The 25,649-nt window shown below is 36.3% G+C and carries 21 protein-coding genes and 1 riboswitch; of the genes, 5 read left to right on the top strand and 16 right to left on the bottom strand.

Annotated elements, in window-relative coordinates; all coding sequences use genetic code 11:
• From NSA47_RS12745 to NSA47_RS12690, 12 genes are all read right to left on the bottom strand, one after another.
• The gene (locus NSA47_RS12745; RefSeq protein WP_257532566.1) at positions 1-1,260 is read right to left on the bottom strand and encodes a hydroxymethylglutaryl-CoA reductase, degradative; all 1,260 of its coding nucleotides are present in this window, start codon (positions 1,258-1,260) and stop codon (positions 1-3) included.
• Between the two features lie 3 nt (positions 1,261-1,263).
• The gene (locus NSA47_RS12740; protein ID WP_257532564.1) at positions 1,264-1,587 is read right to left on the bottom strand and encodes an AtuA-related protein; all 324 of its coding nucleotides are present in this window, start codon (positions 1,585-1,587) and stop codon (positions 1,264-1,266) included.
• 1 nt (position 1,588) lies between these two features.
• A complete protein-coding gene (locus tag NSA47_RS12735; RefSeq protein WP_257532562.1) occupies positions 1,589-2,959 on the bottom strand; it encodes an acyclic terpene utilization AtuA family protein in 1,371 nt (456 codons plus the stop codon).
• 208 nt (positions 2,960-3,167) lie between these two features.
• Positions 3,168-4,724, bottom strand: coding sequence for a sigma-54 interaction domain-containing protein (locus NSA47_RS12730; protein WP_257532561.1), 1,557 nt, complete (start codon positions 4,722-4,724; stop codon positions 3,168-3,170).
• A 209-nt stretch (positions 4,725-4,933) separates the two neighbouring features.
• Complete coding sequence (locus NSA47_RS12725) at positions 4,934-5,464, bottom strand: DUF5698 domain-containing protein (protein ID WP_257532560.1); 531 nt, start codon at positions 5,462-5,464, stop codon at positions 4,934-4,936.
• Between the two features lie 171 nt (positions 5,465-5,635).
• Positions 5,636-7,258, bottom strand: coding sequence for an NAD(P)/FAD-dependent oxidoreductase (locus NSA47_RS12720; protein WP_257532559.1), 1,623 nt, complete (start codon positions 7,256-7,258; stop codon positions 5,636-5,638).
• Between the two features lie 28 nt (positions 7,259-7,286).
• Positions 7,287-8,522: a BaiN/RdsA family NAD(P)/FAD-dependent oxidoreductase gene (locus NSA47_RS12715; protein ID WP_257532558.1), complete on the bottom strand. Its 1,236-nt coding sequence runs from the start codon at positions 8,520-8,522 to the stop codon at positions 7,287-7,289.
• 234 nt (positions 8,523-8,756) lie between these two features.
• Positions 8,757-10,112: an MATE family efflux transporter gene (locus NSA47_RS12710; protein ID WP_257532557.1), complete on the bottom strand. Its 1,356-nt coding sequence runs from the start codon at positions 10,110-10,112 to the stop codon at positions 8,757-8,759.
• A gap of 235 nt (positions 10,113-10,347) precedes the next feature.
• Positions 10,348-11,670: an amidohydrolase gene (locus tag NSA47_RS12705; protein ID WP_257532556.1), complete on the bottom strand. Its 1,323-nt coding sequence runs from the start codon at positions 11,668-11,670 to the stop codon at positions 10,348-10,350.
• Positions 11,671-11,716: 46 nt separating this feature from the next.
• Positions 11,717-12,175, bottom strand: coding sequence for a hypothetical protein (locus tag NSA47_RS12700; protein WP_257532555.1), 459 nt, complete (start codon positions 12,173-12,175; stop codon positions 11,717-11,719).
• A 2-nt stretch (positions 12,176-12,177) separates the two neighbouring features.
• Entirely contained in the window at positions 12,178-12,981 is an 804-nt protein-coding gene (locus NSA47_RS12695) for a DUF3100 domain-containing protein (RefSeq protein ID WP_257532554.1), read from the bottom strand.
• Positions 12,982-13,361: 380 nt separating this feature from the next.
• Positions 13,362-14,648 carry an HTH domain-containing protein gene (locus tag NSA47_RS12690; RefSeq protein WP_257532553.1) on the bottom strand — a complete coding sequence of 429 codons (1,287 nt, stop codon included), beginning with the start codon at positions 14,646-14,648 and terminating at the stop codon, positions 13,362-13,364.
• Positions 14,649-14,886: 238 nt separating this feature from the next.
• Positions 14,887-15,069: riboswitch (Lysine riboswitch) on the top strand.
• A 117-nt stretch (positions 15,070-15,186) separates the two neighbouring features.
• On the opposite strand from NSA47_RS12690, the gene NSA47_RS12685 reads away from it, so the two are divergent.
• The 5 genes from NSA47_RS12685 (at position 15,187) to NSA47_RS12665 (ending at position 20,990) form a co-directional block, all read left to right on the top strand.
• Complete coding sequence (locus NSA47_RS12685; RefSeq protein WP_257532552.1) at positions 15,187-16,602, top strand: APC family permease; 1,416 nt, start codon at positions 15,187-15,189, stop codon at positions 16,600-16,602.
• Between the two features lie 11 nt (positions 16,603-16,613).
• Positions 16,614-18,227, top strand: a complete 1,614-nt coding sequence (locus NSA47_RS12680; RefSeq protein ID WP_257532551.1) for an amidohydrolase — start codon at positions 16,614-16,616, stop codon at positions 18,225-18,227.
• Between the two features lie 381 nt (positions 18,228-18,608).
• A complete protein-coding gene (locus tag NSA47_RS12675; RefSeq protein ID WP_257532550.1) occupies positions 18,609-19,409 on the top strand; it encodes a MerR family transcriptional regulator in 801 nt (266 codons plus the stop codon).
• Between the two features lies 1 nt (position 19,410).
• Positions 19,411-20,274 carry an ABC transporter ATP-binding protein gene (locus NSA47_RS12670; RefSeq protein WP_257532549.1) on the top strand — a complete coding sequence of 288 codons (864 nt, stop codon included), beginning with the start codon at positions 19,411-19,413 and terminating at the stop codon, positions 20,272-20,274.
• On the top strand, positions 20,271-20,990 hold the full coding sequence (locus NSA47_RS12665) for an ABC transporter permease (RefSeq protein ID WP_257532548.1): 720 nt from the start codon (positions 20,271-20,273) through the stop codon (positions 20,988-20,990). The genes NSA47_RS12670 and NSA47_RS12665 overlap by 4 nt, the downstream gene beginning before the upstream one ends.
• Before the next feature lie 790 nt (positions 20,991-21,780).
• Here the strand turns inward: NSA47_RS12665 and NSA47_RS12660 are convergent.
• The 4 genes from NSA47_RS12660 to NSA47_RS12645 form a co-directional block, all read right to left on the bottom strand.
• Positions 21,781-22,275 carry an HD domain-containing protein gene (locus NSA47_RS12660; protein ID WP_257532547.1) on the bottom strand — a complete coding sequence of 165 codons (495 nt, stop codon included), beginning with the start codon at positions 22,273-22,275 and terminating at the stop codon, positions 21,781-21,783.
• A gap of 93 nt (positions 22,276-22,368) precedes the next feature.
• Entirely contained in the window at positions 22,369-23,478 is a 1,110-nt protein-coding gene (rsgA, locus tag NSA47_RS12655) for a ribosome small subunit-dependent GTPase A (protein WP_257532546.1), read from the bottom strand.
• A gap of 319 nt (positions 23,479-23,797) precedes the next feature.
• Complete coding sequence (locus tag NSA47_RS12650; protein WP_257532545.1) at positions 23,798-24,529, bottom strand: class I SAM-dependent methyltransferase; 732 nt, start codon at positions 24,527-24,529, stop codon at positions 23,798-23,800.
• A 262-nt stretch (positions 24,530-24,791) separates the two neighbouring features.
• The gene (locus NSA47_RS12645; RefSeq protein WP_257532544.1) at positions 24,792-25,370 is read right to left on the bottom strand and encodes a TetR/AcrR family transcriptional regulator; all 579 of its coding nucleotides are present in this window, start codon (positions 25,368-25,370) and stop codon (positions 24,792-24,794) included.
• Positions 25,371-25,649 lie beyond the last annotated feature (279 nt).

Here is a 25,649-nt window from a genome sequence, read left to right as displayed (position 1 = left end):
TTATTTTGAATATTGATTAAAAAGTTCTTGGGCGTATTCCATTCTAACCTTCTTTTCCTTGATCATCTTAGAGACTATCTTGTCGAGAAGTTCCCCTTTAGCCCCTACTGTTGTAGCAAGATTTCTTGCATGTAGTGACATATGACCCCGCTGAATTCCTTCGGTGGCAAGAGCTTTTAGTGCTGCCAAGTTCTGGGCTAAGCCAACTGATGCGATAATCATAGCTAGATCAGAAGCTTTTTCAACACCAAGCATTTTTACAGCTACCTTTGCCTGGGGATGGACCTTGGTTGCCCCTCCAACCAGCCCAACGGCCATTGGAATTTCAATGGTTCCTACAAGGTCACCATTCGCATTCTTTTCCCAAGTAGTAAGAGGAAGGTATCTTCCTGTTATGGATGCATAGGCATGAGCTCCTGATTCTATAGCTCGTGTATCATTACCAGTGGCCAGCACCACGGGAACTATTCCATTCATTATTCCCTTATTATGTGTTGCCGCTCGAAAAGGATCCGCCTCAGCAAAGGCATAGGCTTGTAATATGGAATCTACCGCCTTTTCTCCAAGGATATCTTTCTTAATAATAACTCTTGATCTTGCAAGTCTATGCATTGCTAGATTTGAAAGTATTCTAAGATAAACAGTTCCTTCAGTAATTTCTTCAAGATATGGTGCAATGTATTCTGCCATGGTATTGACAGCATTGGCACCCATAGCGTCCAAAGTATTGACTTTTAGATGTACGATAAGCATCTTTCCTGCTAATGTGTCAATTATTCTTGTTTCTACATCTTCAACTCCACCACCAAATTTTACAAGAACAGGATCCTGCTCATTACATCTCCTAATAATTTCATCCCTATGTTCCTGTATCACAATAGCTGCATAACTGGGATTTGTAAGATTTGTTATCTGAATCTGAGAAATCATTATCGATCCTGTATAGCTTGCAAAGAATCCATTGTTTTCCCTTGCCATCTTTGCTGCATTACTAGTTGCAGCTATTACGGATGGCTCTTCTGTAACCATTGGGACAACATAGTCTTTTCCATTGATAACAAAGTTAATCCCTACTCCCAAGGGTAATGTGAATCTACCGATAACATTTTCTACCATGTGATCTGCGATCTCCTCATTGACAGATGCGGGATCTCTTAACAAATTCTTTTCTTCATCCGTCAGATTTGAAAATTCTCCTACTTCATCTAGTCTTTTTTCCGTGGATAATTTATAGAACCCTGAATAACTGCTCGTTTTCATTCCCTATTTCCCCTCCCATTCTATTTTCATTCTCATCAGTGCAGATGCCATTGACTTTCCAAGACTGTCTAACCTCAGAGATAAGGTTGCTCCACCTCCTAAGGCTTCATACATGACAAAATTCATTCCCTTTAGTGAGTCCACCTCGTATCTAATGACATCTCCTTTTACCATATCTCCAAAATGTTCTTTGACCTTTTCCACGGTAACCTTTTCTTTAAGAAGTTGGTAGTCTTCGGGATTTCTTGCAAAGATACATACATTGCTTATATTTCCTTTATCCCCTGATCTACCATGGACCAATTCATTCAGATAAACCTTTTTCATCTCATTCCACCTCCAGAATATGTGATTCAAGTTTAACTGCATCCCTTGGTATAAAGGTTGGCCATAGTCCTATGACTTCACGAACCTTAGCTCTTCCTCCAAAGAAGCTTGAACCTGGAGGACCGTTTAGCTGCAATGGCGCCACTTCTGGCACTATCTTCTGGGCCTCTTCTTTGCTTTCTGTATGAATAGCTATTCTAAGAATTACCTCGTTGACATTCTTGACATGTTCTTCCCTCATATTAGCTACATCAAGATGAAGTGCATTTAAACCTATATAGTCAATCCTCATATCCTTATATACAAGATTCTTTCTCTTCATCTTCTTCATTAAGATATCCGCTGCATATTTTGCTTTTTCATAGGCATCCGGCCAGGCAAAGGAAAGAAATGTTTCCACCTTGTACCCATCATGATATCCAACACATAGCTTCAACTGATCTGGTCTTTCTTTTCCTTTAATATGGTCAACCCGTACCCTATTCTTTCCGACTTCTTTAAGTGTAACTTCGCTTATATCTACATTGACATCTGGTACAATATAGTTGGCAGGATCATGTACTTCATATAGAATTTGCTCTTTAAGTGTCTGTTCTGTAATTAATCCTCCTGTTGCCTGGGATTTGGTTATGACAATGGAGTCTTTTGTCACTTCAGCAATGGGAAATCCGAGTATGTCCATTTGGGGGACACTTCTCCAATCATAATCAAAGTTACCTCCAGAGGCCTGCCCTCCGCATTCTAGTAGATGTCCCACCATGATTCCTCTGGCAAGATTATCATAATCATCTTTTTCCCATCCAAATGCATATTTCAGTGGTGCCATAAACAGCGCTGAATCCGAGGATCTTCCTGTTATGACTACATCTGCCCCCTTTTCAAGACATTCTTCTATAGGTTCATGTCCGTGGTATACATTAACATTAAGAATCTTATCCTTTATCTCTTCAAGCTTTCTTCCATTATCCGTGTTGATAAAGGGTATTCCCTGTTCCATGAGTTTTGGGAGCTGATCCATAATATCGTCCCCCAAGACATATCCTATCTTATATCCCTTTATTTCCTTTTTCTTCACCACTTTTTCTAAAGCTTCTACTGCTGCTTTGATATTGGTCCCTCCGGCATTGGTAACAACTCTCGTCTTTTTCTTATAGGCTGTTTCTACAATTTGTTCCATGATATTAATAAAATCTCTTGCATAACCGACCTTGGGGTTTTTTAACTTTTGCCTCTGCATTATGGACATTGTTAGTTCAGCAAGGAAATCAAAAGCCAAATAATCAAGCTCTTGTGAATGAACCATTTCAATGGCAGCATCGGGACTATCTCCCCAAAATCCTTGACCTCCTCCAATTTTTACTGTCTTTTCCATTTTGCACCTCCATAAAAGTTTCTTTCACCAATATATTGAGCAAAATATGTGCCAACTTATTACAAAGTGAAAAAGCCATTGATATCGTTTACTTTAGCTGGATTATGACTTCATACCAAAAATTAAAACTGTGCCATAATTGACACAGTTTGTGAATTTTTCGAGTCATTTTTGACACCCAGTGCCACTTTTGACATTATGATGGTTTTCACTCTTCCAGTTTACGATATAGAGTTCTTTTACTTATTCCTAATCTTTCAGTGGTTTTCTGCTTATTTCCATCACATATTTTTAGAGTATCCAGAATAATTTGTTTCTCATACTGCTTCAGTCTTTCCTTTAGGTTCATCTCTGAGATTTCTTGGGATGAAGTTTTCCCATGCATATTAGGATTATCTATTTGCTTATAGTTTCGGATATTTGGTGGAAGGTCTTCCATAGTAATCCTATTTCTACTACATAGAATAACTGAAAACTTCAAGCAATTGATGAGTTCTCGAACGTTTCCTGGCCATTGATAGTCTAGGAAAAGTTCATATACTTCCCTGGATAAAACCAGGTCTTTTGCATATTCTTCGTTGAATTTATTAAGAAAGAAATTTGCAAGAAGGATTACATCATTTCCTCTATCGTGAAGTGCAGGCACAAAAAAGGTGATGGCATTCAATCGGTAGTAAAGATCCTGTCTAAATTGTCTTTTCTCTATCATCTTCTCTAAGGGCTGATTTGTGGCAGCGATTATTCTTACATCCACTTTTATAGATTTCTTTCCGCCTATTGGTTCAATTTCCCCTTCCTGAAGAACTCTTAATAGTTTTGACTGCAATATCAGGGGCATATCTCCTATTTCATCAAGAAAAAGTGTCCCTCCATCTGCCAGTTTGAACTTGCCTACTTTTCCCTTTTTAGATGCTCCAGTAAATGCTCCCTCTTCGTACCCGAAGAGTTCACTTTCTATGAGATTTTCAGGTATTGCAGCACAGTTTACACTGATTAAAGGCTTATCTTTTCTTAGACTATTCTTATGTATTAGCTTAGCAAAGATTTCTTTTCCTACTCCATTCTCTCCCCTAATCAGTACAGATACATCTGTGGGTGCCGCCACCATTGCTTTTGAAATGAGATCTAAATAGTGTCTGTCTTCTCCAATAACATTTAGTTTTCTTAATTCTTGATGGGCTCTATTTTGTCTTGAATATTCATCCGCCACGTTATTTATTCTTGTTACTTCACGATTCAAGTTTTGTATTTCCGTTATGTCATTAAATATAGAGTAAGCTCCGCTTATTTCCCCCTCCTCATAAAAGGGATAAATCTTTACAGAAACATACTTATCTACAGATTTTATTCTCTGATTGTTCCTGAATAGGGGCTTCCCCGTTTTGAGAACATTTATTATACTTGCATCGGCTTCAATCTCCTGTATAAATTTTCCCAACACCTTTGCTCTTGGCACTCCCAGTATTACTGAATACATCTTATTGGCATAAAAAATTCTTCCTGTCTTATCAAGAGCAATTACAGCCTCTTCAATATTATTCAGAATCATAGAAGTATTCCATTTATCATAATTTGATTTGATGAACTTTAGCTGTTCTGTGTTTATCTCTCCAATGATTTCCCCGCTATCCTTTACTATGCCAATACTTTCCTGGGAACAAAGGTTTATCTCCTCTTTGCTTATTTCTTGTATATACATGCCTGAATTCAAGGTCAAATCAAAACTTTTACTTGTCTTCTCCTTCATAATTTCAGAAAGTTTCATTTGTACCTCCTCTATTTGAGTATTCATGATTATAGATTATCCTTAATGATTTAATAATTCAACTACTCTTCTAAAAATCCCTTGTTTTTCATTTTAAGCATTCATTTATTTAATAAGAGCCTACTAAAAGAAAATTCCCTATCCTATAAGATCTCCCTATTTCTACATAGGGAGATCTTATAGGATAGGGACAATAGCAATCCTCACTTTTATTCATTTTTGCTTTTCATTTTTTTCATGGAATTCACTAAAAACCCACCCTTAAATCTTCGTGCCTCATAGGAAATAATAAAGGCTTTGGGTTCATATTCTTCTATAATCTGTATAAGCTCCTCTTCTCTGCTCCTTTTGGTAAGAATATCTAGTCGATACCGTTTACTATCTCGCCCTTCTCCCTCATATACCGTCACACCAAAACCTTCATTTCTTAGATAGTTAATCAATTCCATATTTTTTTCCATTAAATTTACCATAAGATTGTTATATCCAATGGCAAGCTTATTTTCAATGGCTCCTCCGATCATCATCCCTATACCAAACCCTAGAGCATAGACAATTAGTGCCACTGTTTCTTGTTCCCCATTAAACACAAGGGATAAGCCAAATACATAGATTAATGACTCTATGAAGCCAAAAGCAGCGGCAATCAAGGTCATGTTTTTTACAAGAAATATTGTTCGCAAGGTCAAGATAGGCACATAGACCAATTGTAACAATAAAATCAAAAGGATATTTTGCATGCAAGCACCCCTCTATTCTGATGATTTACCTTTAATGATATCATAGTTTTCCTCCAAAGATCCACACACCTATGACAATCCTTCTCTATAGCCTAGTGTCTTAAGTAGTTCATAGAACAGGAGGTACCGAAGTCATAGGATGCTCTCCTATGGTGAAATAGGTCATGGGTTTTACTTCTGCTTTAGAGGCGCATATTTTTCCATAATTTTTTCTGCTATTTTAAATCCATCAACTGCAGAGGACATTATTCCACCAGCATATCCTGCTCCTTCTCCCACAGGGTAGATACCCCCTATATTGGATAGATAATCTTCATCTCGATTTATTCTAATGGGCGAAGAACTTCTCGTTTCAACCCCTGTTAAAATACTATCTGGCATGGCAAAGCCTTTGATTTTTGTATTAAAATGCATGATGGCTTCTTTAAGTGTTTCTATCACATAATCAGGTAAGCAATCTTTTAGCTGGGCAAAAGTAACCCCTGGTTTATAGGTAGGCTGCACACTCCCCCATTTATTGCTAGGTCGATTGGCAAGAAAATCCCCCGTCAACTGAGCTGGAGCTCGATAATTTTCTCCACCAATCTTAAAAGCTAGGCCTTCCCACTTCCTCTGAAAATCAATACCTGCCAAAGGATGATCACTTTGAAAATCTGATGGTTTAACCCCTACTAGCAGCGCTGAATTGGCATTTGCCCCATCCCTTTTATATTCACTCATACCATTAGTTACAATGCCTCTTTCCTCTGAGGCAGCAGCCACTACATATCCTCCCGGACACATACAAAATGTATAGGCTGACCTTCCATTTTTTTTGGAATGATAGGAAAGTTTATAATCAGCAGCTCCCAATCCCGGATGCTTGGCAAATTCACCGTATTGTGCTTTATCCAGCATATCTTGAGGGTGCTCAATGCGAACACCTATGGAAAAAGGTTTCTGGGTCATAACCATACCTTTATTATGCAGCATCTCAAAAGTGTCCCGCGCACTATGACCAATTGCTAGCAAAACCACCTGACAGGAGAGCTTTTCATTATCATTAATGATGAGGGCATCTATATTCCCATCTTTTATAATAAGATCGGTTACTTTAGCTGTAAATCTCACCTCTCCACCATGGGCAATAATTTCTTCCCTTATGTTTTTAACTACACTTTTAAGTATATCGGTTCCTATATGAGGTTTACTCTCATATAATATTTTTTCTGGGGCCCCCATCTCTATAAATTCCTCTAATATCATACGACATCTTTTATCGTTGATTTGTGTCGTGAGCTTTCCGTCGGAAAATGTCCCTGCACCCCCTTCACCAAATTGTACATTGCTTTCAATGTCCAATTGATGTTGCTTCCAGAATTTATTGATCTTAGAGGTTCTGTTGTCCACATCTTCTCCTCTTTCAAGAATGATGGGGTTATAACCCTTCTTCGCCAGGATTAATCCAGCAAAAAGACCCGCTGGGCCCAAACCTATTACTACAGGCCTGTGGGTCATATCCTCTGTTCCTAATCCCCCCCATTTATAGGACAAATCTGGAGTTTGTGTGATTTCTTTAGAGCCGTATTTCCTAAGTATAGATTCTTCATAATGAAGATTAACATCAACTGTGTATACGAAAATAATTTTATTTTTTTTTCGAGCATCAATAGATTTCTTAAATATTTTAAAACTACCTAATTCTTTTTTACTAATTTTTAATTTCGAGAGGATTATGCTTTCTAAGGCTTGCTTTTCTGTATCAGAATTTACAACTTTATCCAATCCCATCTTCACGTTTGAAATCCGAATCATCAAATCATCTCCTATTATTCATTGAAAACTATAGTGCAGCCCCTTGTCCGGCTGTAAATCCCGATGACCAAGCCCACTGGAGATTAAAACCCCCACACATACCATCGATATCCATGATCTCACCAGCAAAAAAGATTCCTTGCACCAACTTGGATTCCATGGTATTTTGATTAATTTCTTTGGTATCCACACCGCCTGCGGTTACCTGTGCACTGGTCCAACTTTTTGTTCCTGTAATCTTAAATCGCCAATCACTTAGAATGTCGATGATTCTTTCTTTTTCTTTATTGGACAAATTGGCTACGGGGCGCTTTATGTCTTCAATATTAGCTTCCTGTAATACTATGGGTATTAGTTTTTTATTTATTAGCCCCACAAGGCTAAAGTCAATGGACTTTTTGGCTCCTACTTGAAATCGCTTGGTCATAAGCTTCCTTAGCTCATCTTTTGACATGGTATCCATGATGACTACCTTCAAATAGGCTTCTTTGCCTTTATTTAATAGCTCTCCTGCTTTTCTACTTAACTGCAATATAGGTGGACCGGATATTCCATAATTGGTAAAGAGGATATCTCCCCTATCTTTCATAAGGGATTTATTTTTGTGAATGAGCTCTGCTGTCCCTATAAATTTAACCCCAGTAATTCGCTTGAAAAATGAACCCTCCAACATTAATTGCACAAGGGCAGGAAAAACATCCCTAATAGTATGTCCAAACTTCCTTGCTAAATCATACCCCTTACCGTCAGAACCACTAGAGGGCATGGCTTTGCCCCCTGTAGTTATGATCACCCTATCGCCGGAATGTTTTATGCCATTTTCCAATCTAATGATAAATTTATCTTTTTTCTTAGTGATATCTTCTACATTAGCATCACAAATAATACTAACTCCCAGCCCGTTTAATTCATATAAAAGAACATCAAGGATACTAGAAGCCTGATCAGACCTAGGAAAAACCTTGCCCAGTCCCTCTACTTTATGGGAAATTCCTAATTTTTCAAAAAAATGAATGGTGTCATCTATTGTAAAGTTTGATAATGCACTATAGGAGAATTTTGGATTATTGCCATTATAACAAGTGATATTGGTATTTATATTGGTGAAATTACATCGGCCATTTCCTGTAGCTAGTATTTTTTTACCTACCCGTGGATTTTTCTCTAATATTGTGACGTCAGCACCTAGTCTTTTTGCAGAAATAGCAGCCATCATGCCCGCTGCTCCTCCCCCTACCACTATAACGCGCTTATTTTTCTTCATTTCTATCCCTCAATATCTATATAGTCTAATTACATTAATTGGTTGTACTGGTTACATTATTAATAGTGTACCACAAAAATCATTAAAGTAGCATCCTCCTACCAGTTGGGCATTCAAATATCTTTTTACTAAGCAATTCCACCCTTTTATGTTTTGATAACTTCATCAGAATTATCCTCACAGCAGATGCTTTTGTTGCCCAAGTAAAAAATTGATCACCTGAATATCAGGTGATCAACTTTTTATAGTGATATGGGCTAAGGTACCTGCCCTCTTGTCTCCTATTTCTACCTCTTTATTTGAATTTGCTATAGGAATGGCAATCATGGTCACAATTAATTCTGTAAAAACAAATGCCAACCATATGCCAGTCATTTCCCATAATCTACTTAACAAAAGAACTGAGGGAACAATAACCACACATCCCCTTAAAATAGAAATAATAAATGCATTTCTTGCCTGCTCTATAGCACTTAAATAGGTACTTATAATAATATTAATCCCTGCAAAGAAGAAGCCTATAAAGTAAATCCTAAGTCCTGTTTTTGTAAGTTGTGCAATCTTTAAGTTTTGTTCACTATTAAAAATTCTGATAATACCATCAGAAGTAAAAAAGACACCGAAATATATGGCTACGGCTATTACCAATGAGGTAACTAGGGCAAACTTAATTATTTTTTCCAATACGGTATTATTGCTCATTCCATAAGCTTTGCTAATTAGGGGCTGAATACCCTGGGCAATTCCCGTAAATATTGAAATTCCTACAAGGGCTATATTGGCAATAATGCCATAGGAGGCAACCCCTAAATTGCCCTCTAAATTTAAAATAACTAGGTTAAAGGTGATAAGAACAACAGCAGAGGAAACCTCAGTAATAAAGGAAGATAATCCTAGGCTGAAAATGTCCCAAATGGAAGACCAATATACTTTACTTCGGACAAATTTAAAGTTATTCTCACCCTTTATAAAATGAATACTCAATACACTTATGCTAATAATGGGTGCAAGTCCCGTTGCAAAGGCAGCACCAAACATGCCCATTTTAAGAGGAAACATAAAGATATAGTCCAAGATAATATTGGAAAAGCTCCCCACTAACATGGCAATCATAGGTAGATTGGGATTATGGTCATTGCGTACAAAAGCAAGTACGACATTATTGATAATAAAAAATGGTGCAAAGCATAACATGGTGGTTAAATAGGTTTTTGTCAGAGGTAAGGTAGTTGCATCTGCCCCTAAAACTACCGCTAAAAATTTTGGGCCAATGATACCAATGAGGACAAATAGCATTCCTATAAGAAGACCTAATCCCATACAATGGCTAAAGATGCTATTGGCTCTTTGGTCTTGATGTTGAGACTTTACTATGCTATATCTTGTAGCTCCCCCAATTCCAATCATTAGTCCTATACCATGCATTACACTGTAAACGGGAATAGAAAAATTAAGCGCTGCAATACCTGTTGCTCCCAATGCCTTTGATATAAAAAAGGTATCCGCTAGAATATAACAAGAAAGTCCTATCATTCCAAGAACATTCAAACTTACATATTTTGTAAAATTTTTCAAAATAGATTTTTCCATGATAAAATACCTCCTTTAAAACAAAAAGCGCCCCGCAACATTCCTTCTAAGACCTAACGGAATGTTCCAGAACACCTTAAGATCTTTACTCGGTAGCAAAGATTCGGCTGTTTTATAAAACAAATATAATCATAATATAGTTTTAGAGAAGTGTCAATACTGCTTCATCGAGTTTATTTTTATCAAATTGCAAAATGTCCCTCACTTCTTTAAGCGGTGGGAGTATGTCACTCGTTTATCCCTCGAAGGATTCTACTTTATCTACACTTTCCATAAAATCTAAATACTCTTTTTTGGTCATTGCAGGTTTAAAGTTATCCAATATATTCTTTGCAGTAGATGCATCCTTGTATAATAAATCTACAATCGTTAAGGCCATGGCCTTAGCGGGTAGTACATAGGCTAAATCTTCATCGATAACTTGGAAATCTCTTGTATGAAGATTTCCCTTTACTCCCCCTATCATAGGGTGAATAGTTGGCATTAAATGAGATACATCTCCTAGATCAAAGGATCCTGTAAAATCTCCACCCTTTATTATTTTCTCTTCAGGCATCCCCATGAAAAGTAAGTTATTTTTGAACAATTCATTAAACTCTGGATAATTTAAGACTGGAAGATATCCTGGAATGTTTGTAATTTCAACCTTAGCTCCTACTGCCATAGCACCTGCTTTTAAAGCTCTGTCTACCTTATTATTTGAATCAATCATTCCTTCTATTGTCCTTGCCCTAACATAGGATTCCATTTGTACATCATCAGGAACGGAGTTTACTATATTTCCACCCTTGGTAATGATCGGATGAACCCTTACTCTATCCGAATCCTTAAAGGTCTCCCTTTGGGCGTGAATATTATTCATAGCCAGCATTGCTGCGTTTAAAGCATTGATTCCCTCTTCTGGTGCAGATCCTGCATGGGATTCTTTGCCTATGAATCTAACTTTTTTACCTATAAAACCATTACTTACCGGTCCTACTAATGCATCTTTCTCTCCCATATCTGAAGAGTGAAACATCATTGCCATGTCTACATCATCGAAATAACCCTTTTTGATTAGCTCTTGCTTCCCACCAAAATAGGTAATCTTACCTTCTTCTCTTAACTTCGCCCTATATTCTAATTCAACAAACTCCTCTGAAGGAGTTGCGATTATCGAAACATTTCCTGCTAATTCCTGTAGTATTCCGCTTTTCGCTAGGCCTAAAGCGGCTCCCAACATTCCAGCTACTTGATGATTATGTCCACATGCATGTACTGCTCCTGTTTCCACTGCATCCTTGTGTGTAGCACATGAAATTGCATCTAGCTCTCCCAATATCGCTATATTTGGCCCTGGTTTCCCCCCCTTCATCACTGTCTTGCATCCTGTAACCGCTATATTTTCTTCTACTTCTAACCCAAGATCCTTTAGGAATTTAACCGTTGCCTTGGTTGATTGAAATTCTTTATAACCATACTCTGGTGTAGAGTAAATCTCTCTACTTGTCTTTATGATAAGATCTTTATTCTCCTCTATTGCTTTAATAATCTTTTCTTTTAATTCCTTACTATTCACAAAAACTCCTCCTCTTTTAAAAATAGTGTAGTAAACCTTTGATCATCTAGCCAAAAATCTTCATGAAGAAATCTCCCAATAAACTCGAAACTAAGAATGTACCTGCCATTACAACTATGGATATAATTATAGCTTTCAATCCAAGTTGTCTGAATTTCCCCCAATCTTTACCTACTAAGACCCCTGCATAGGCTAAAATGGGGGTTACCACTGACATCAAAGAAACATTTCCCACATGAAATATAACTTGCTCAGAAACAGGTGAAATTGGTGATGAAAGGAATATAGCAATCAATGATACCCACAATACTGCTGTAATCTTCTTTATAGGAACAATATAGGACAATACATAACCCGCTAGGGATATCGCTACTAAAATCAACAATCCTGGCAATGATTTAATGATCCCTGTATCATAACCTACTCGATTACATACAATAGAAAATAGCATGCTCAGCAGTAATGCACCGACTATATTGCTGAAATCTTCTCTAAGTTTCTCCATTTCTATTCACCTCTTCTTTTCATTATTCTTGATAGTTTATCATATAGGAATTCAGTTAAAGGCAATCCTAAGAATACTCCTAAAGGAAGTGCAATGACACTTGAAATTAAGTTGCTCAGTCCAGCAAATGCAGTCATCTGAGCTTCTAGTTCTGGATACATCTCTATAAGTGAACCTAAACCTGCCGTCATCATTGATGCACTTCCAGCTCCTACCCCCATAGATGCACCTAGTGGGCTAACAATTCCAGTAGCAATAGATATGGATGCCAAGACACTCATTACAATTGGTCCAAGTAATGTACCAACGATATATACGGCCATAACCCCTCTAAATTCCGCTGACTCTCCACCATAGGTATCCTGTATTAACCCCACATTAGCTTCTCTACTTAGGGAATGACTCATGCCTACAGCTTCACGTTTCATTCCTATAAGAAGAGCTAAGGGTAAGGCCAATAGTATTGTCCCTAAGTTCCCAAAGTTTTGTAGGACTAAAGCCAGTCCTGCCTGCTTGATTTCTTCCATAGAAGAACCACTGGTAACTCCTAATTTTGCTATTAATAATGCTAACCCTACACCCATCATATAGTTAGCGGTTGAGGCATTTTTTTCCGTAACTAATTTAAGAGGTTTTATCATATATATAGCAAAAACAATAAGCATTGACCAAATCAATGGGGATAAGACGATTGTTATATCCCCTACAAGGATATTTTTGGGTCCGATCAATTCAGCTATTATACTTACAACTAGGGCAACTAAATGCAATTTGTAATCTTTTAAAACACTTAACTTTTTCTCCAAAATCTTCTCCTCCTAAGTAAAATTGGTTTTCACAGAAAGGCGGCTATGGTCCCTTCAGTGAAATAGAAAAGCTTGATCCCTTGCTAATAAAACCAACTTTTCTATTTGTAAATAAATTAAACCCGTTCGTTCTATAATTAAAAATCATTAAAATAACAGAAAATAATGCTTATTGCCAACGATATATTGATTCTCCCCTTTCTCTTAGATAGGTTCACCCCTTTCTTTCAACCTATTTCATATTATAGACATGTCTTTTGGTTGTCTTTAATTAGCTGCAGTCTTATTATATGAAAAGGATTAAAATCTGTCAACGATAACTTGTTTAATAAAAAACAAAAAAGATTCCTTAAAAAGGAATCTTAATGAAAATACATATGTTAATGTAATCCAAAATCTATTTTAATAATTTGCTTAGGCCTACCTACAGGATTATTTGTTTCTAGGCCCACTACTTCTCCACAATCATTATCGATTATTTTTTTGATAATTCTATTGGCGGTCCTCGTGCTTACATTGAGATGCTTCCCTAATTCTTCGCTAGTAAATGTATCTTTAGCATGTTTTTTCTTTAGGGCTTGAATTTTTTTTATATATAAGGGATTTAAATCTATTAACTTTGCCATCTCTTCTATCTCTGAAGGATCCATTACAAAATCATAGCTCAGTTCCCTTTCTAGTAATAATGGCCCTTCCACTTTCTTGCCATCTATTTTAAAAATACAACTTTCTTCTTCCTTTAGGGCAATTTCTAGGGCTTTTCTAGCATTTATCTCACTTTCGTGTGCCGTTCTACCTAGTCCTATCCCTACATGTACGATGATATTTTTCTTCTCTAAATAATCTAGGGTTTTCTTGAGGATGTCTAGATTTTGAATGTTTTCAATAGCTCCTCTATTGGAGAATATGATATATTGATTCCATTGTTGGCTGAAAATACTTCCCTGGACTTCCTTGAGATATCCCACTAGACTATTTTGCAATATAGAATTGGTTTCTAATATCTTATATTGGGACATATCTTGTTGGCTTCTTATATTTAAAAGTTGTACAGCTATAGTGGATTCTTTCACTTCAACGGCCTTTATTTTATAGCATAAGTCACTAATGGTATTTTTTATAGAACTTTTTGTAGAGTATAATCTTACTATAGGATAGCCTCTCTTGTGCATTTCCTCATATACCCATCCCAAGCCTATAATAGAGACATCTACTTTTTTACTTTCCTGCATATTGATATGAAAGTCTACATACTTTTGTTCAGGATAGAGAGGATGATATTCCATCGAATGGATTTCCATATCCTTTAAGTGTAACTCTTCAAGAGCATCCTCCACCTCTGAGGCCTCTACAGTATCTATGGAAAAGGATTTACAATCTGGAAATTTTTCCTTTAGAGCCCAAAGAGATTTCATAATACTAGAGGCCAAAAATGGAATATATACATAAGGAAGGGAAGGATCGAGTTTTGCTATTATCTTAGAGTATACCCCTACCCCTGTAAATATTAATCCTTGACATTCTCCCTCAGCATATCGAACCTTTAAATAAGCTTCTTCTATTTTACTTACATCATATATTCTAGGAGTTAATTGGGGAAAATTTTTCTCCATAATTTCAGCTATTTTTTGTCCAGAATCTGGAGGACCTATTATTCCTATGTTCATAATTCTCTCCTCTCCACTACAAAAATACTTTCAACTCCGTCTTTTATTTCTATATGTTTATTTATTTTATCATTATTTATTATTCGGAGCAAAAATAAATAATAACATGCTACAAAATCAGTATGTAGACCACCATCCATATGAATATACTCAATACAATATTTTATTTGACAAAATATTCTGGCTATGTTATCATAGCTCTTAATAAAAATTCCATAAAAATCCTCATCCTTTTTGTGGGTGGGGTAGAGGCGCGGTTGCTAATAGTATCTATATCGAGGTCGGAAACCTATGACATATAGAGAAAGGAGTCGCCGCCGAAGCATTAGATCCCAAAATCTGATGCTGGGTCTGCATTCAATAGATGCAGGACTGTCATCATTGTATTTGCCCGATACTTTGATGTTGTGCTATCTCACACTGGGTCGGAAAGGAGAGGAATGTCTTTGCCTTGCTCTATGCAAAATCGCACCTGACATCCTTGTTAGGTGTTTTTTTATTACTTAAATTTAGAATTTTATGAAAGGGGATAGACCAAATGAGTATCGCGAACAGAGTAGATCCATTCACCAACACAAATCAATCCGCTAAAGCATCACATTCTAGAGATTCTAGTTTTAAAAAAGAAATTAGTCTATTTGGCGGAGTTAGTATTCTAGGTGGAATAATGGTAGGATCAGGAATATTCTACTTAGGTTCCTATGTATTAGTAAGAACCCGTATGAGCTTAGGATTAGCATTACTAAGCTGGATTATTGGAGGAATAGTTTCTTTATTAGGAGGCATTTGCTATGCAGAACTAGGGGCCTCCGATCCTAGTGCCGGTGGACTTACCGTATATTTAAGCAAAGCATATTCACCTATAATTGGCTTTCTAGGTGGATTTAACAGCTGGCTAATAGGTGGTCCTGGTTCTATTGCCGCTTTAGCCATTGCTCTTCCTAGTGCCTTAACTGGCCTTATCCCTATGGGAGAGTGGACTATTAAAATTATTGCTATAGGTTTGATTATAGGATTGACTATTGTCAATTATTATGGCGTTAAATTTGGTTCTAAACTACAAAACCTATCTATGATCGCAAAGCTTATACCTATAGGCATCATCATGGTTTTAGGACTTTTGTTGGGTAGGGTATCTCCCGATTTAAGCTTTACTCCAAAGACTGGTTCTACAAGCTTTGGCGGCATTATAAGTATGATCGCCTTTGCAGTAGTTGCAAGTTTATGGGCTTACGAAGGATGGACTAATTTAAACACTGTAGCTGAGGAAGTAAAAAATCCCAAGAGAAATCTACCCCTCGCTATTATTATTTCTATAGTTTCTATAACCGCATTATATACATTATTTAACTATTCTATATATAGAGTTCTCCCCTTTGCTGAAATTGAAAGCTTAATCGCAAACAATGAATACTACTTAGGAACTTATGCAGCGGAAAGATTATTAGGTAGATCCGGTAGTACACTAGTGATAATAGGAATGGTGATTGCTATGTTTGGATCTTTAAATGGCTGCATCCTAGCTTTCCCAAGAATGTATTATGCAATGAGCCAAGAAGGTCATTTCTTTGACAGCTTTAAAAAATTACATCCTGTACATAAAGTGCCTTATGCTCCATTAATTGTTCAATGCATACTCTCTATCGCCTTGGTTCTATTAAGAAATTTAGATCAGTTAACTTCTTTAGTTGTATTTTCCGGCATGTTATTTAATACTTTGGGAGTATATGCTGTTATGATTTATAGAAAAAAATTCCCAGGGGCAGAAAGACCTTATAAAGTAATTGGATATCCTATTACTGTTATTTTAACAACCCTAATATTTATAGGATTAATGATGAATACCTTTATGGAAGACCCACAAACTTCACTTATTGGATTATCTGTTCCTGCCATTGGTTCATTGTTTTATATTTATTTTGGGAAAAGAAATAAAGCTAGACAAATCTTATAGGAGATGATTTTATGAAAACTATTTTACAAAATGCTAAAATTTATATTGAGAAAAATAACTTCCAAGAGGCAATTTTTATTGAAGATGGTATTATTAAACAAGTGGGTAGTAATGAAGAAATCTTGCAAAATAAAGCGGATCATATTATAGACCTTCAAGGTAAAACAGTCTTGCCGGGCTTTAATGATAGTCATTTACACATTACCACGGTGGGCGACGCTATGACTTCCTGTAATCTAACATCTGCTCGATCAATAGATGGAATTATCCAGCTGGGTAAAAATTTCATAGCCCAAAACCCAGAAATAACAGTTTTAAATGGAAGGGGATGGAATCAAGACTATTTCACTTCTGGTGAAAAACGTCTATTAAATAAATTTGATTTAGATAAAATATCTACAGAAATTCCCATTGTATTTAATCGAGTATGTGGTCACGTTTCAGTTGGAAATAGTAAGGCCTTAGAAATCGTAGGCGTAGACGAAAAGACGACTGTAGACGGTGGTACTATTGAACTTGGAAGTGATGGAAAGCCAAATGGTATATTTAACGAAAATGCTATTGGCCTAATCCAATCCCTTCTTTCTGAAAAAAATGATAATGATAGGGAGGAAGAGTTTTTAAAAGCTGCTCACTATGCTTTAAGTGTTGGAATAACCTCTGTACAATCATGTGACATAATGAATAGCCACTTTGAAACTATGTTTAGAATCATTCATAATATTTATGATAACAAAAAAACCAAATTAAGATACAGTCACCAATTTAATTTTCAAGATATAAATGATTTCAAAGCTTACTTACAAACAGAACACAAAACAGGACAATATGATGAGAAATTCTTGTCTAAAGGTGCATTAAAGTTATTTAAAGACGGTTCTTTAGGAGCTAGAACTGCTCTAATGCTAGATGACTACAAAGATGCCTCTGGCGTTAAAGGTGTGGCAGCCCTAAGTGATGAGCAATTACAGGAGTTATGTGATCTAGCAACAGAAAATGGAATAAGAGTAGTCACACACGCTATTGGAGATGGCGCTATAGAAAGCGTTATAAATGCCTATGAGAAGACCATGAACAATGGCCTTAATCCCCTTCGCCACGGAATTGTCCACTGTCAAATTACTAGAAGGGATCAATTACAGAGAATTGCTAAATTAAATATTCCTATTATGTTCCAACCTATTTTCTTAGACTATGATATTCAAATTGTTGAAGATCGGGTTGGAAAAGATTTAGCTCGTACTTCTTATGCCTGTAATACTTTGCATAAATTAGGAGCACCACTAAGTTTTGGAACAGATTCTCCCGTAGAGGATTGTAACCCCTTCCCTAATATTTATTGTGCGGTAACAAGACAAAGAATAGATGGAACCCCTACAGATGGCTTCCTTCCCAATGAGAAAATGGAGCTTGAAGATGTTATCGATATTTATACAATGGGTAGCGCCTTTAATGAGTTTAAAGAGGAGTTTAAAGGAAGATTAAAACCAGGCTATGTGGCTGACTTAATTGTATTGGATACAGACATATTTACTGTGGAAGCGTCTAAGATAAAAAACATTAAAGTTGAGAAAACTATGATAGATGGAGAATTTGTCTATCATAGAGATCCTGCAAGAGTATAAAATAAGGGGGGAATAATAAAAGATTTTATTATTCCCCCCTTATTTTATACTCTTCACAATTTTGTTATGTGCTCAAGCCCTATCCCAATCAAAAGACTTACAATTATCCCTTTATTTTAGGTACTGTCATCTTCTCAATCCTCCTACAATACAAATCTATATTAGGTACTTAAATACTATAATTAAATTTTATTTAGAGACCTGATGCCTTCTATTTGCATATCCATCTAAGCATTGTTACCTATCTGCTCTTAATTGAGACTTAATTTTTTATGAATATTTAAGTAGTTGTTGTAGAATTACCGAAATTTTATATTTTTTTAAAAAATACTTGTTTATGACGTTACGTAATATACTATACTATAGTTGGAGGTGGTGGAAATGATTTCCTCAAAGAAAAAAGATTTGTTTACCGTAGGTGAACTTGCAAAAGCAATGGATATTACAGTGCGTACCCTGCAATATTATGATAAAGAAGGATTGTTAAAGCCTTCTTCTACCAGTGAAGGTGGTCGAAGGCTCTATTCTAAAAAAGATATTGTAAAGCTACACCAGATTCTTTCCTTTAAATATCTTGGTTTTTCTTTGAAGGAGATTAAAAATATGCTTTTTAAATTGGATAGCCCCGAAGAGGTGGCAAATATCTTAGAAAGACAAGGGGAATTGGTGCAACAGCAAATTCATTCATTGGAGTCTGCATTAAAATCAATCAAAGCTTTGCATAATGAGGTTTTAAAAATTGAGCAGGTTGATTTTGATAAATATGCTGATATTGTAATGCTGTTAAAATCAGGGAATAAGAAATACTGGGTGTGGAAACTATTTGACGACACCATTTCAAACCATATCAAGGAGCACTTCACCACTCAACCAGAATTAGGTTTGGAAATTGCAGACTCTTATCAACATATTTTAGATAAAGGGGTGAAGCTCAAAAGAGAAAATGAGCCACCCAACAGTGCAAAAAGTATTGCACTTGCCAGTGAATGGTGGGATATGATTATGAAGTTTACCGGTGGGGATATGAGCCTTATCCCAAAACTCATGGAGTTCAATAACGACAAGACCCATTGGGATAAGGAAATGGCAGCAAAACAGCAAGAGATAGATGATTATATTGAACAGGCATTGTCTTACTACTTCGCTCAACAAGATATTTCCACACCAGAAATGGAGGAGTAAAATGAAAGCGATCACTGTAAAAAATCTTCAAAAAAGCTATGGTACAAATACCGTACTCAAGGGCATATCTTTTTCAGTCAATCAAGGAGAGAGCTTTGCTTTACTTGGCGTAAACGGGGCAGGAAAAACAACAACACTTGAAATATTGGAAGGCATACGGTGCTACGATGAAGGAGAAATACAAATAAAGGGAAAGATAGGTGTTCAGCTTCAATCCTCCTCATTACAAGGAAATATCAAGGTTATAGAAGCTATTCGACTTTTTTCAAAGTGGAATGGCTGTAAGGTGGATGCCGAATATTTAAACAGACTGGGTATTGACCAACTAAAAAACAAACAATACAAAGAGTTGTCAACGGGACAAAAACGTCGATTGCACCTAGCCCTTTCTATGATTGGAAATCCTGATATTCTTTTCCTTGATGAGCCAACAGCGGGACTTGATGTAGAGGCTAGAGTCCAACTCCATGAAGAAATAAACTGTCTAAAAGACCAGGGCAAAACCATTTTACTGGCAAGTCATGATATGACGGAAGTAGAGCAACTCTGTGATGGTATTGCCATACTCAAGGATGGCGAAATTGCCTTTATTGGCACAACCCAGGAGTTGATTTTAAGCAAACACAGAATAAATCTACTACAGGTTAGTTTTTCATCAGATATTGTGATTGAAAAACTCAATAGTTGTACTTATATGGGGACACAAGAAAATTACTCCTTATTTAAAACAGAAAATCTTGCCGATTGTTTAGTGGAGATTTCACAGCTTGCCATCGCTCAATCGGTATCCATTTTAGATATTAAAACACAACAGGATAATCTAGAAAAACGGTTTATGGATATTGCAAGGAGGGTTAAAGAATGAATGCTTTTTTATATCATGCAATGCTTCAGTGGAAGCTGGATTTCAGGAACAAAGACATTGTAGTCACATACTATCTTGTCCCCCTATTATTCTTCTTTTTCATGGGAAATATTTTTACATCAATCATACCAGATGCCCATAAAACCCTAATACAATCCATGACTGTATTTGGAGTAACAATGGGGGCAATGATTGGCACCCCCCATCCCCTTGTTGAGATTTATGCCAGCGATATTAAAAAATCCTATAGGGTGGGCGGTATTCCTCTTTGGGTCGCTACAGTAAGCAATTATATCTCCGCTTTTATTCACCTAATGATGATGAGCATGGTTATATATCTTACAGCACCCCTCGTATTTCAAGCTGAATTGCCCCAAAATACTTTATTATATTTCGGCTTTTTATCCCTGTTTATCTCCGCAAGTCTTTGTATCGGCACATTACTGGGACTTTTTATAAAAAATGCATCAAAGCTTACTATGTTTTCTCAATTGGTATTCTTACCATCGGTTATGCTGTCGGGAATTATGTTCCCTAGCGATATGCTTCCTAAGGCAATGCAATACATTGGTATGATTTTTCCTGCCTCATGGGGATATGAACTCTTAGTTACGGAAAAAATAAATCTACAAATTGTTGTTTTATTATTTATAACAATACTGACTTCAATGGCCATCGCCATAGCCAAAATAAAATCATTAAAACATAGCCACTAATTCATTATGATTCTTTACCACCAAGTTCTTCTCTATGGTACACATAGGGAAAGGAGCCATTAATCAATAATGACTCCTTTCCCTATAAAATTAGTTCCTATTCTCCAACTGACAATTCTTTTATCCTTTTCTTTTTTGATACGTACTTTCATGATCATCCTCTACTTTGTGTTATCAATCTTTCCTGCATATAATAAGAAAAATACGTCGTAAGCATGCCCCTATCCATTAATCTCAGCCGCTGGGGGAGTTAAATTCCGATTTGCTCATGTTTGAGCCCAAGAGTTTGTAAATTCGCTATATAGGTAGCGTCAAAAACTCGCTACGCTCAGACACTTGACTTAAAGCCCCTATATAGCTTCATTAACAAACTCTAAGTCTCTTCACAAAGCAAAATCTCCATTTAACTCCCCCAGCTGACACATAAATAGTGCGTCGTAAAAAGTGACTGTCATGCTGAAGGAAACAAAGCATCTTATGTTTGTCTTTTGGGTCTAAGATCCTTCGTTAACGTTCAGGATGACAAGCCTTTTTATAACGCACTGTTTGCAGGTCAGCTGGATTAGTTAAATGGAGACTTGACGTAGTGTAAGGGTTTAGAGTTTGTTAATGTAGCTGGAAGCGTTTTAAGTCAAGTGTTTGAGCAAAGCGAGTTTTTGACGCTGCTGAAAGCAAATTTTACAAACTCTTACCCCAAACGTAGCAAGTCGGAATTTAACTAATCCAGCTGTTCCTATCATAAAAAGAAGGGCAGTCCACGACATATTTTTCTCCTGATATATCATCCTTTCTAATCCAAAATAAAACCATCGTAAGCAATCCTTTTTCCTGCAACTGTTTTAAAATTATCTTCTATACATTTTTTTATTTTCTGCTGATCCTTTTGTTTATCCATAGCCGTCAAGTTTTCAAGCAAATCTGCTTCCCATTGTATTTGAAAATCAAGACCATCAATTTTAGAAGGAGTATGATGGTTGCCAATAATATAACATATTCGATCTATGTTTTTATGATACCCCACCTTATGAAGTATCTCCCGTGCCACTTTAGGGCCTGCTTTCTCCTGATAAACACCATCAATTGAGCCATACTTTTTTTGTGCTTCAACCGCACCAATATCATGGAGTATAGCAACAATACGAATTAATTCTTTTTCTTCCTCTGGGATATTTTCCTCTTTCATTATATCTTCTGCATTTTGCAAAACCTTGAGAGTATGCTCTATGCCAAAGGGAATTTCTTTAAAAACCTCTTTCATTTCCTCAATAATTTTCTCTTTGAACATGAATTACCTCCTCTATTTCTACTATATTGAATTTAAACTCAGGATGCATTTTAACCCTTATTTTCCTGGATTGAACAAATTCTTTTACTTTTACTAAAAAGTCCTCTTCCGGTCAAAGGTTTTATGCTTCAATTTGGCTTTTTCTTTTATGACCTTACGCCCACTCTTCATCCCGCCTACATCTTTGAACATTTCATTTAGTTTTTGATTTTCAATTTGTCTGGAATTCAGGCCCTCATACTTCATTTCTTTTTTTAGTTTTAAATAGCTTTCAAATCTGTCCTTTGACAACAAACCAGAACTCATAGCCTCTTGTACTGCACAGTTTGGCTCATTAGTATGGCTACAATCGCTAAATTTGCATTTCCTTGATAATTCATCAATATCAGCAAAGGCTTTTGATAAATCCGCATTTTCAATTGCAACCTCTCTCATTCCAGGCGTATCAATAACGACGCCGTTATCTGGAAGAATAAACATCTCCCGTCTAGTGGTAGTATGCTTGCCCTTGTCATCCTTTCTTATTTCATTTGTTTCAATAATATGTTCTCCCATGAGCCTATTGATCAAGGTAGATTTTCCAACACCTGAGGAACCTATAAATGCAATGGTTTTCCCTCTGCCAATATAGCTTTTAATAGGAGAATAATCCTCCTCATTCATACTTGAGGTGACAATAACCTCTACTCCCATAGCAATGGTATCCAACTCTATCAATTTCTCAGAGAGATTATTACATAAATCAGATTTAGTAAGTACTATAACAGGATTTGCCCCGCTGTTCCACGCAATCCCTAGGTAACGCTCCATTCTACGGATATTAAAATCATGGTTAAGGGACATACAGATAAAAACCGTATCAATATTGGAGGCGACAACTTGTTCATCATTAGATGTCCCCGCCGCTTTTCTGACAAAAACACTTTTTCTTGTAAGAACATGATGAATAATCGCATTTCCCCCTCTATCGTCATTTCGGTCAATCATGACGAAATCACCTACTCCAGGATAATCCGATACTGTTTTGACATCAAAGCGAAACTTCCCTGAAATCTCTGCATTTAATTCCCCATTTTCTGTTATAACCTTGTATAAGCTTTTGTATTGAGAAATTACTCTCCCAATATAAAGTCCCTCATATAAAGTAGACTCATTTATAAATCTTTGGCTAAGTCCGATATTTTCCATATTTATTTTACTCAATTTTCTTCCTCCTAAAGTTTCATATTATATTATGCCCTTTGGGAGGTTTATACTCAATTATTCTGTATACACCTCCCGATTTACCACAATATCCACAATTCTATTATTCAACATAAAGCACCACTCCTTCCATTCTATATTTTAATGAAAACCAGTTGGAAAAACCCTATTACACTTACTGGTCTGAAATCTTTATTATTATTTATTTAAAATAACCTGATTTGTTCATAATTTCTTTTCTACCAACTCCCTTAACCCAGAATCCTACAAATACATATTCATAAACTTTTACATAGCCTAAATGTCAATATATATTCTTCTATTTTTTTCGTGCTGATATCAATAGCATCATTGGGCGACGCAATTCCTCTTTCATTCCAGGCTCATTCATAAGGTGATCTGCTGGCTGAGGTTCTACCAGCTTGATGATCTCAAAACCGCACTGGATAAGTGCATTTATATAAGTAGTGAGAGTCCTATGATATTTAGTAACCTTCTCCCCTAGAAAGACTGCCTGTCGTACTCCTTCCTCAAAATAATGGTCTACAGGCCAATGCAACAGATTCCCCTTTGCATCACAATACCACTGCTGATTGCCTTGGGCGGTAAAAACCGGATGTTCAACTGAAAATACAAAATCTCCACCCTGCACCAGACATTGACTTATCTTCTTGCAAATATTTTCAAAGGACTCAATATAGTGAAATACCAGTGAACTGACAACAACATCAAAAGAGTTCTCGGGATAATCCATATCTTCAACAGGCATATGAATATATTCAATCAATGGAGAGGTGGTTTTTTCTCTCGCCTCCTGCAGCATCCTTTCTGAAATATCTATACCGACTATGGATTTTGCCCCCTGTTCAAGGGCATAGCGACTGTGCCAGCCAAAACCACAGCCCAGATCCAAAACACGCTTACCTTTAAAATCCGGCAACATTTTCTTAAGTTCATGCCATTCACCTGCAGCCTGAAGGCCAACCATGGAACGTGGCATCTGTTTGTATTGATTAAAAAATTGAATGCTATCATATTTGTTTTCTTTCATACTTTTTTCCTCCTACTTCCCCATACTTGGCTTTCTATTCTTCTCATCCTTATATATAAAAAGCATATCCCCGTCCATACTGAGTTGTCAATGTATACATGCAAATTGTTCAAACCCAAAACAAGCCTTACCACTTCGTCATAGTGGTTTACTACAACGCCAATATCAATGATCATCATTGCCCATCTGTTATCATCTTAAGGGTAATATGATAACTATCCTAAACCATCTAAAAATCCTCATATACTTTTCAGAAATATATTTACTCTTTTAACATCCTAAGAGAGATTTCAATGTCTGGCATATGGTCTTCGCTATTTCTATTATGAATATAATTAGCAACTACACCAAACATATATAGCCAAAATGCATCTGCCAGTTCTTGTGGGTCACCTTGGCGAAACTCTCCCATTTCTTGCCCTTTTTTAACAATTGGAGTTATCCATTTTCTAGAAAAATTATTTCGGAGAAAATTTTCTTTCATTTCAGCAGGAAGTTCCCCTCTAATAAAAGTAGCTATATAAATTCTCATGGGTGGTATATAATCTTTTGTGGTAGAAGTAAGTTTAAGACCAAAATTTTTTAATGAATCTGTGGGAGTAGCACCATTTAAGACTTCTACTAAACAGGACTCAATATATTCAGTAATTGCTATAAAAATATCTATTTTTTTAGGAAAATATTTAAACACAAGAGCCTTACTTACACCAATTCTATCTGCAATATCACTAACACGGGTCTTACGATATCCTTTTTCATCAAATAAAATTAAAGCTGCATCAAGTATCTGTTTGCGACGCTCCTCCCTTATCATTTTATTTCTTTCCTTTGATATCCCCATAATATATTCACCTAATTTCTATTATTTTAAAACGTCATATTAACCTATTGTACTCATTGAATCACAATTTTTCCAAGGCAAAGAGCTTATATACAAAGCAAATTTTTTATTCAACTAGCAAAACCAATACTATTGATTCCTCTATGATATCATAAGCGATTTTCAATGCATGCTACAACCTAAATAATTAAGGCAATGCAGTACGATTATATCAAATATTTATATTTCCATGAAGAACTTTCACCCTATCCTTTTGCAAAAAGATTCTATACTACACTA

This window comes from Irregularibacter muris, assembly GCF_024622505.1.
Taxonomy (GTDB): domain Bacteria; phylum Bacillota; class Clostridia; order Eubacteriales; family Garciellaceae; genus Irregularibacter; species Irregularibacter muris.
This window is presented reverse-complemented; position numbering and strand designations above follow the sequence as displayed.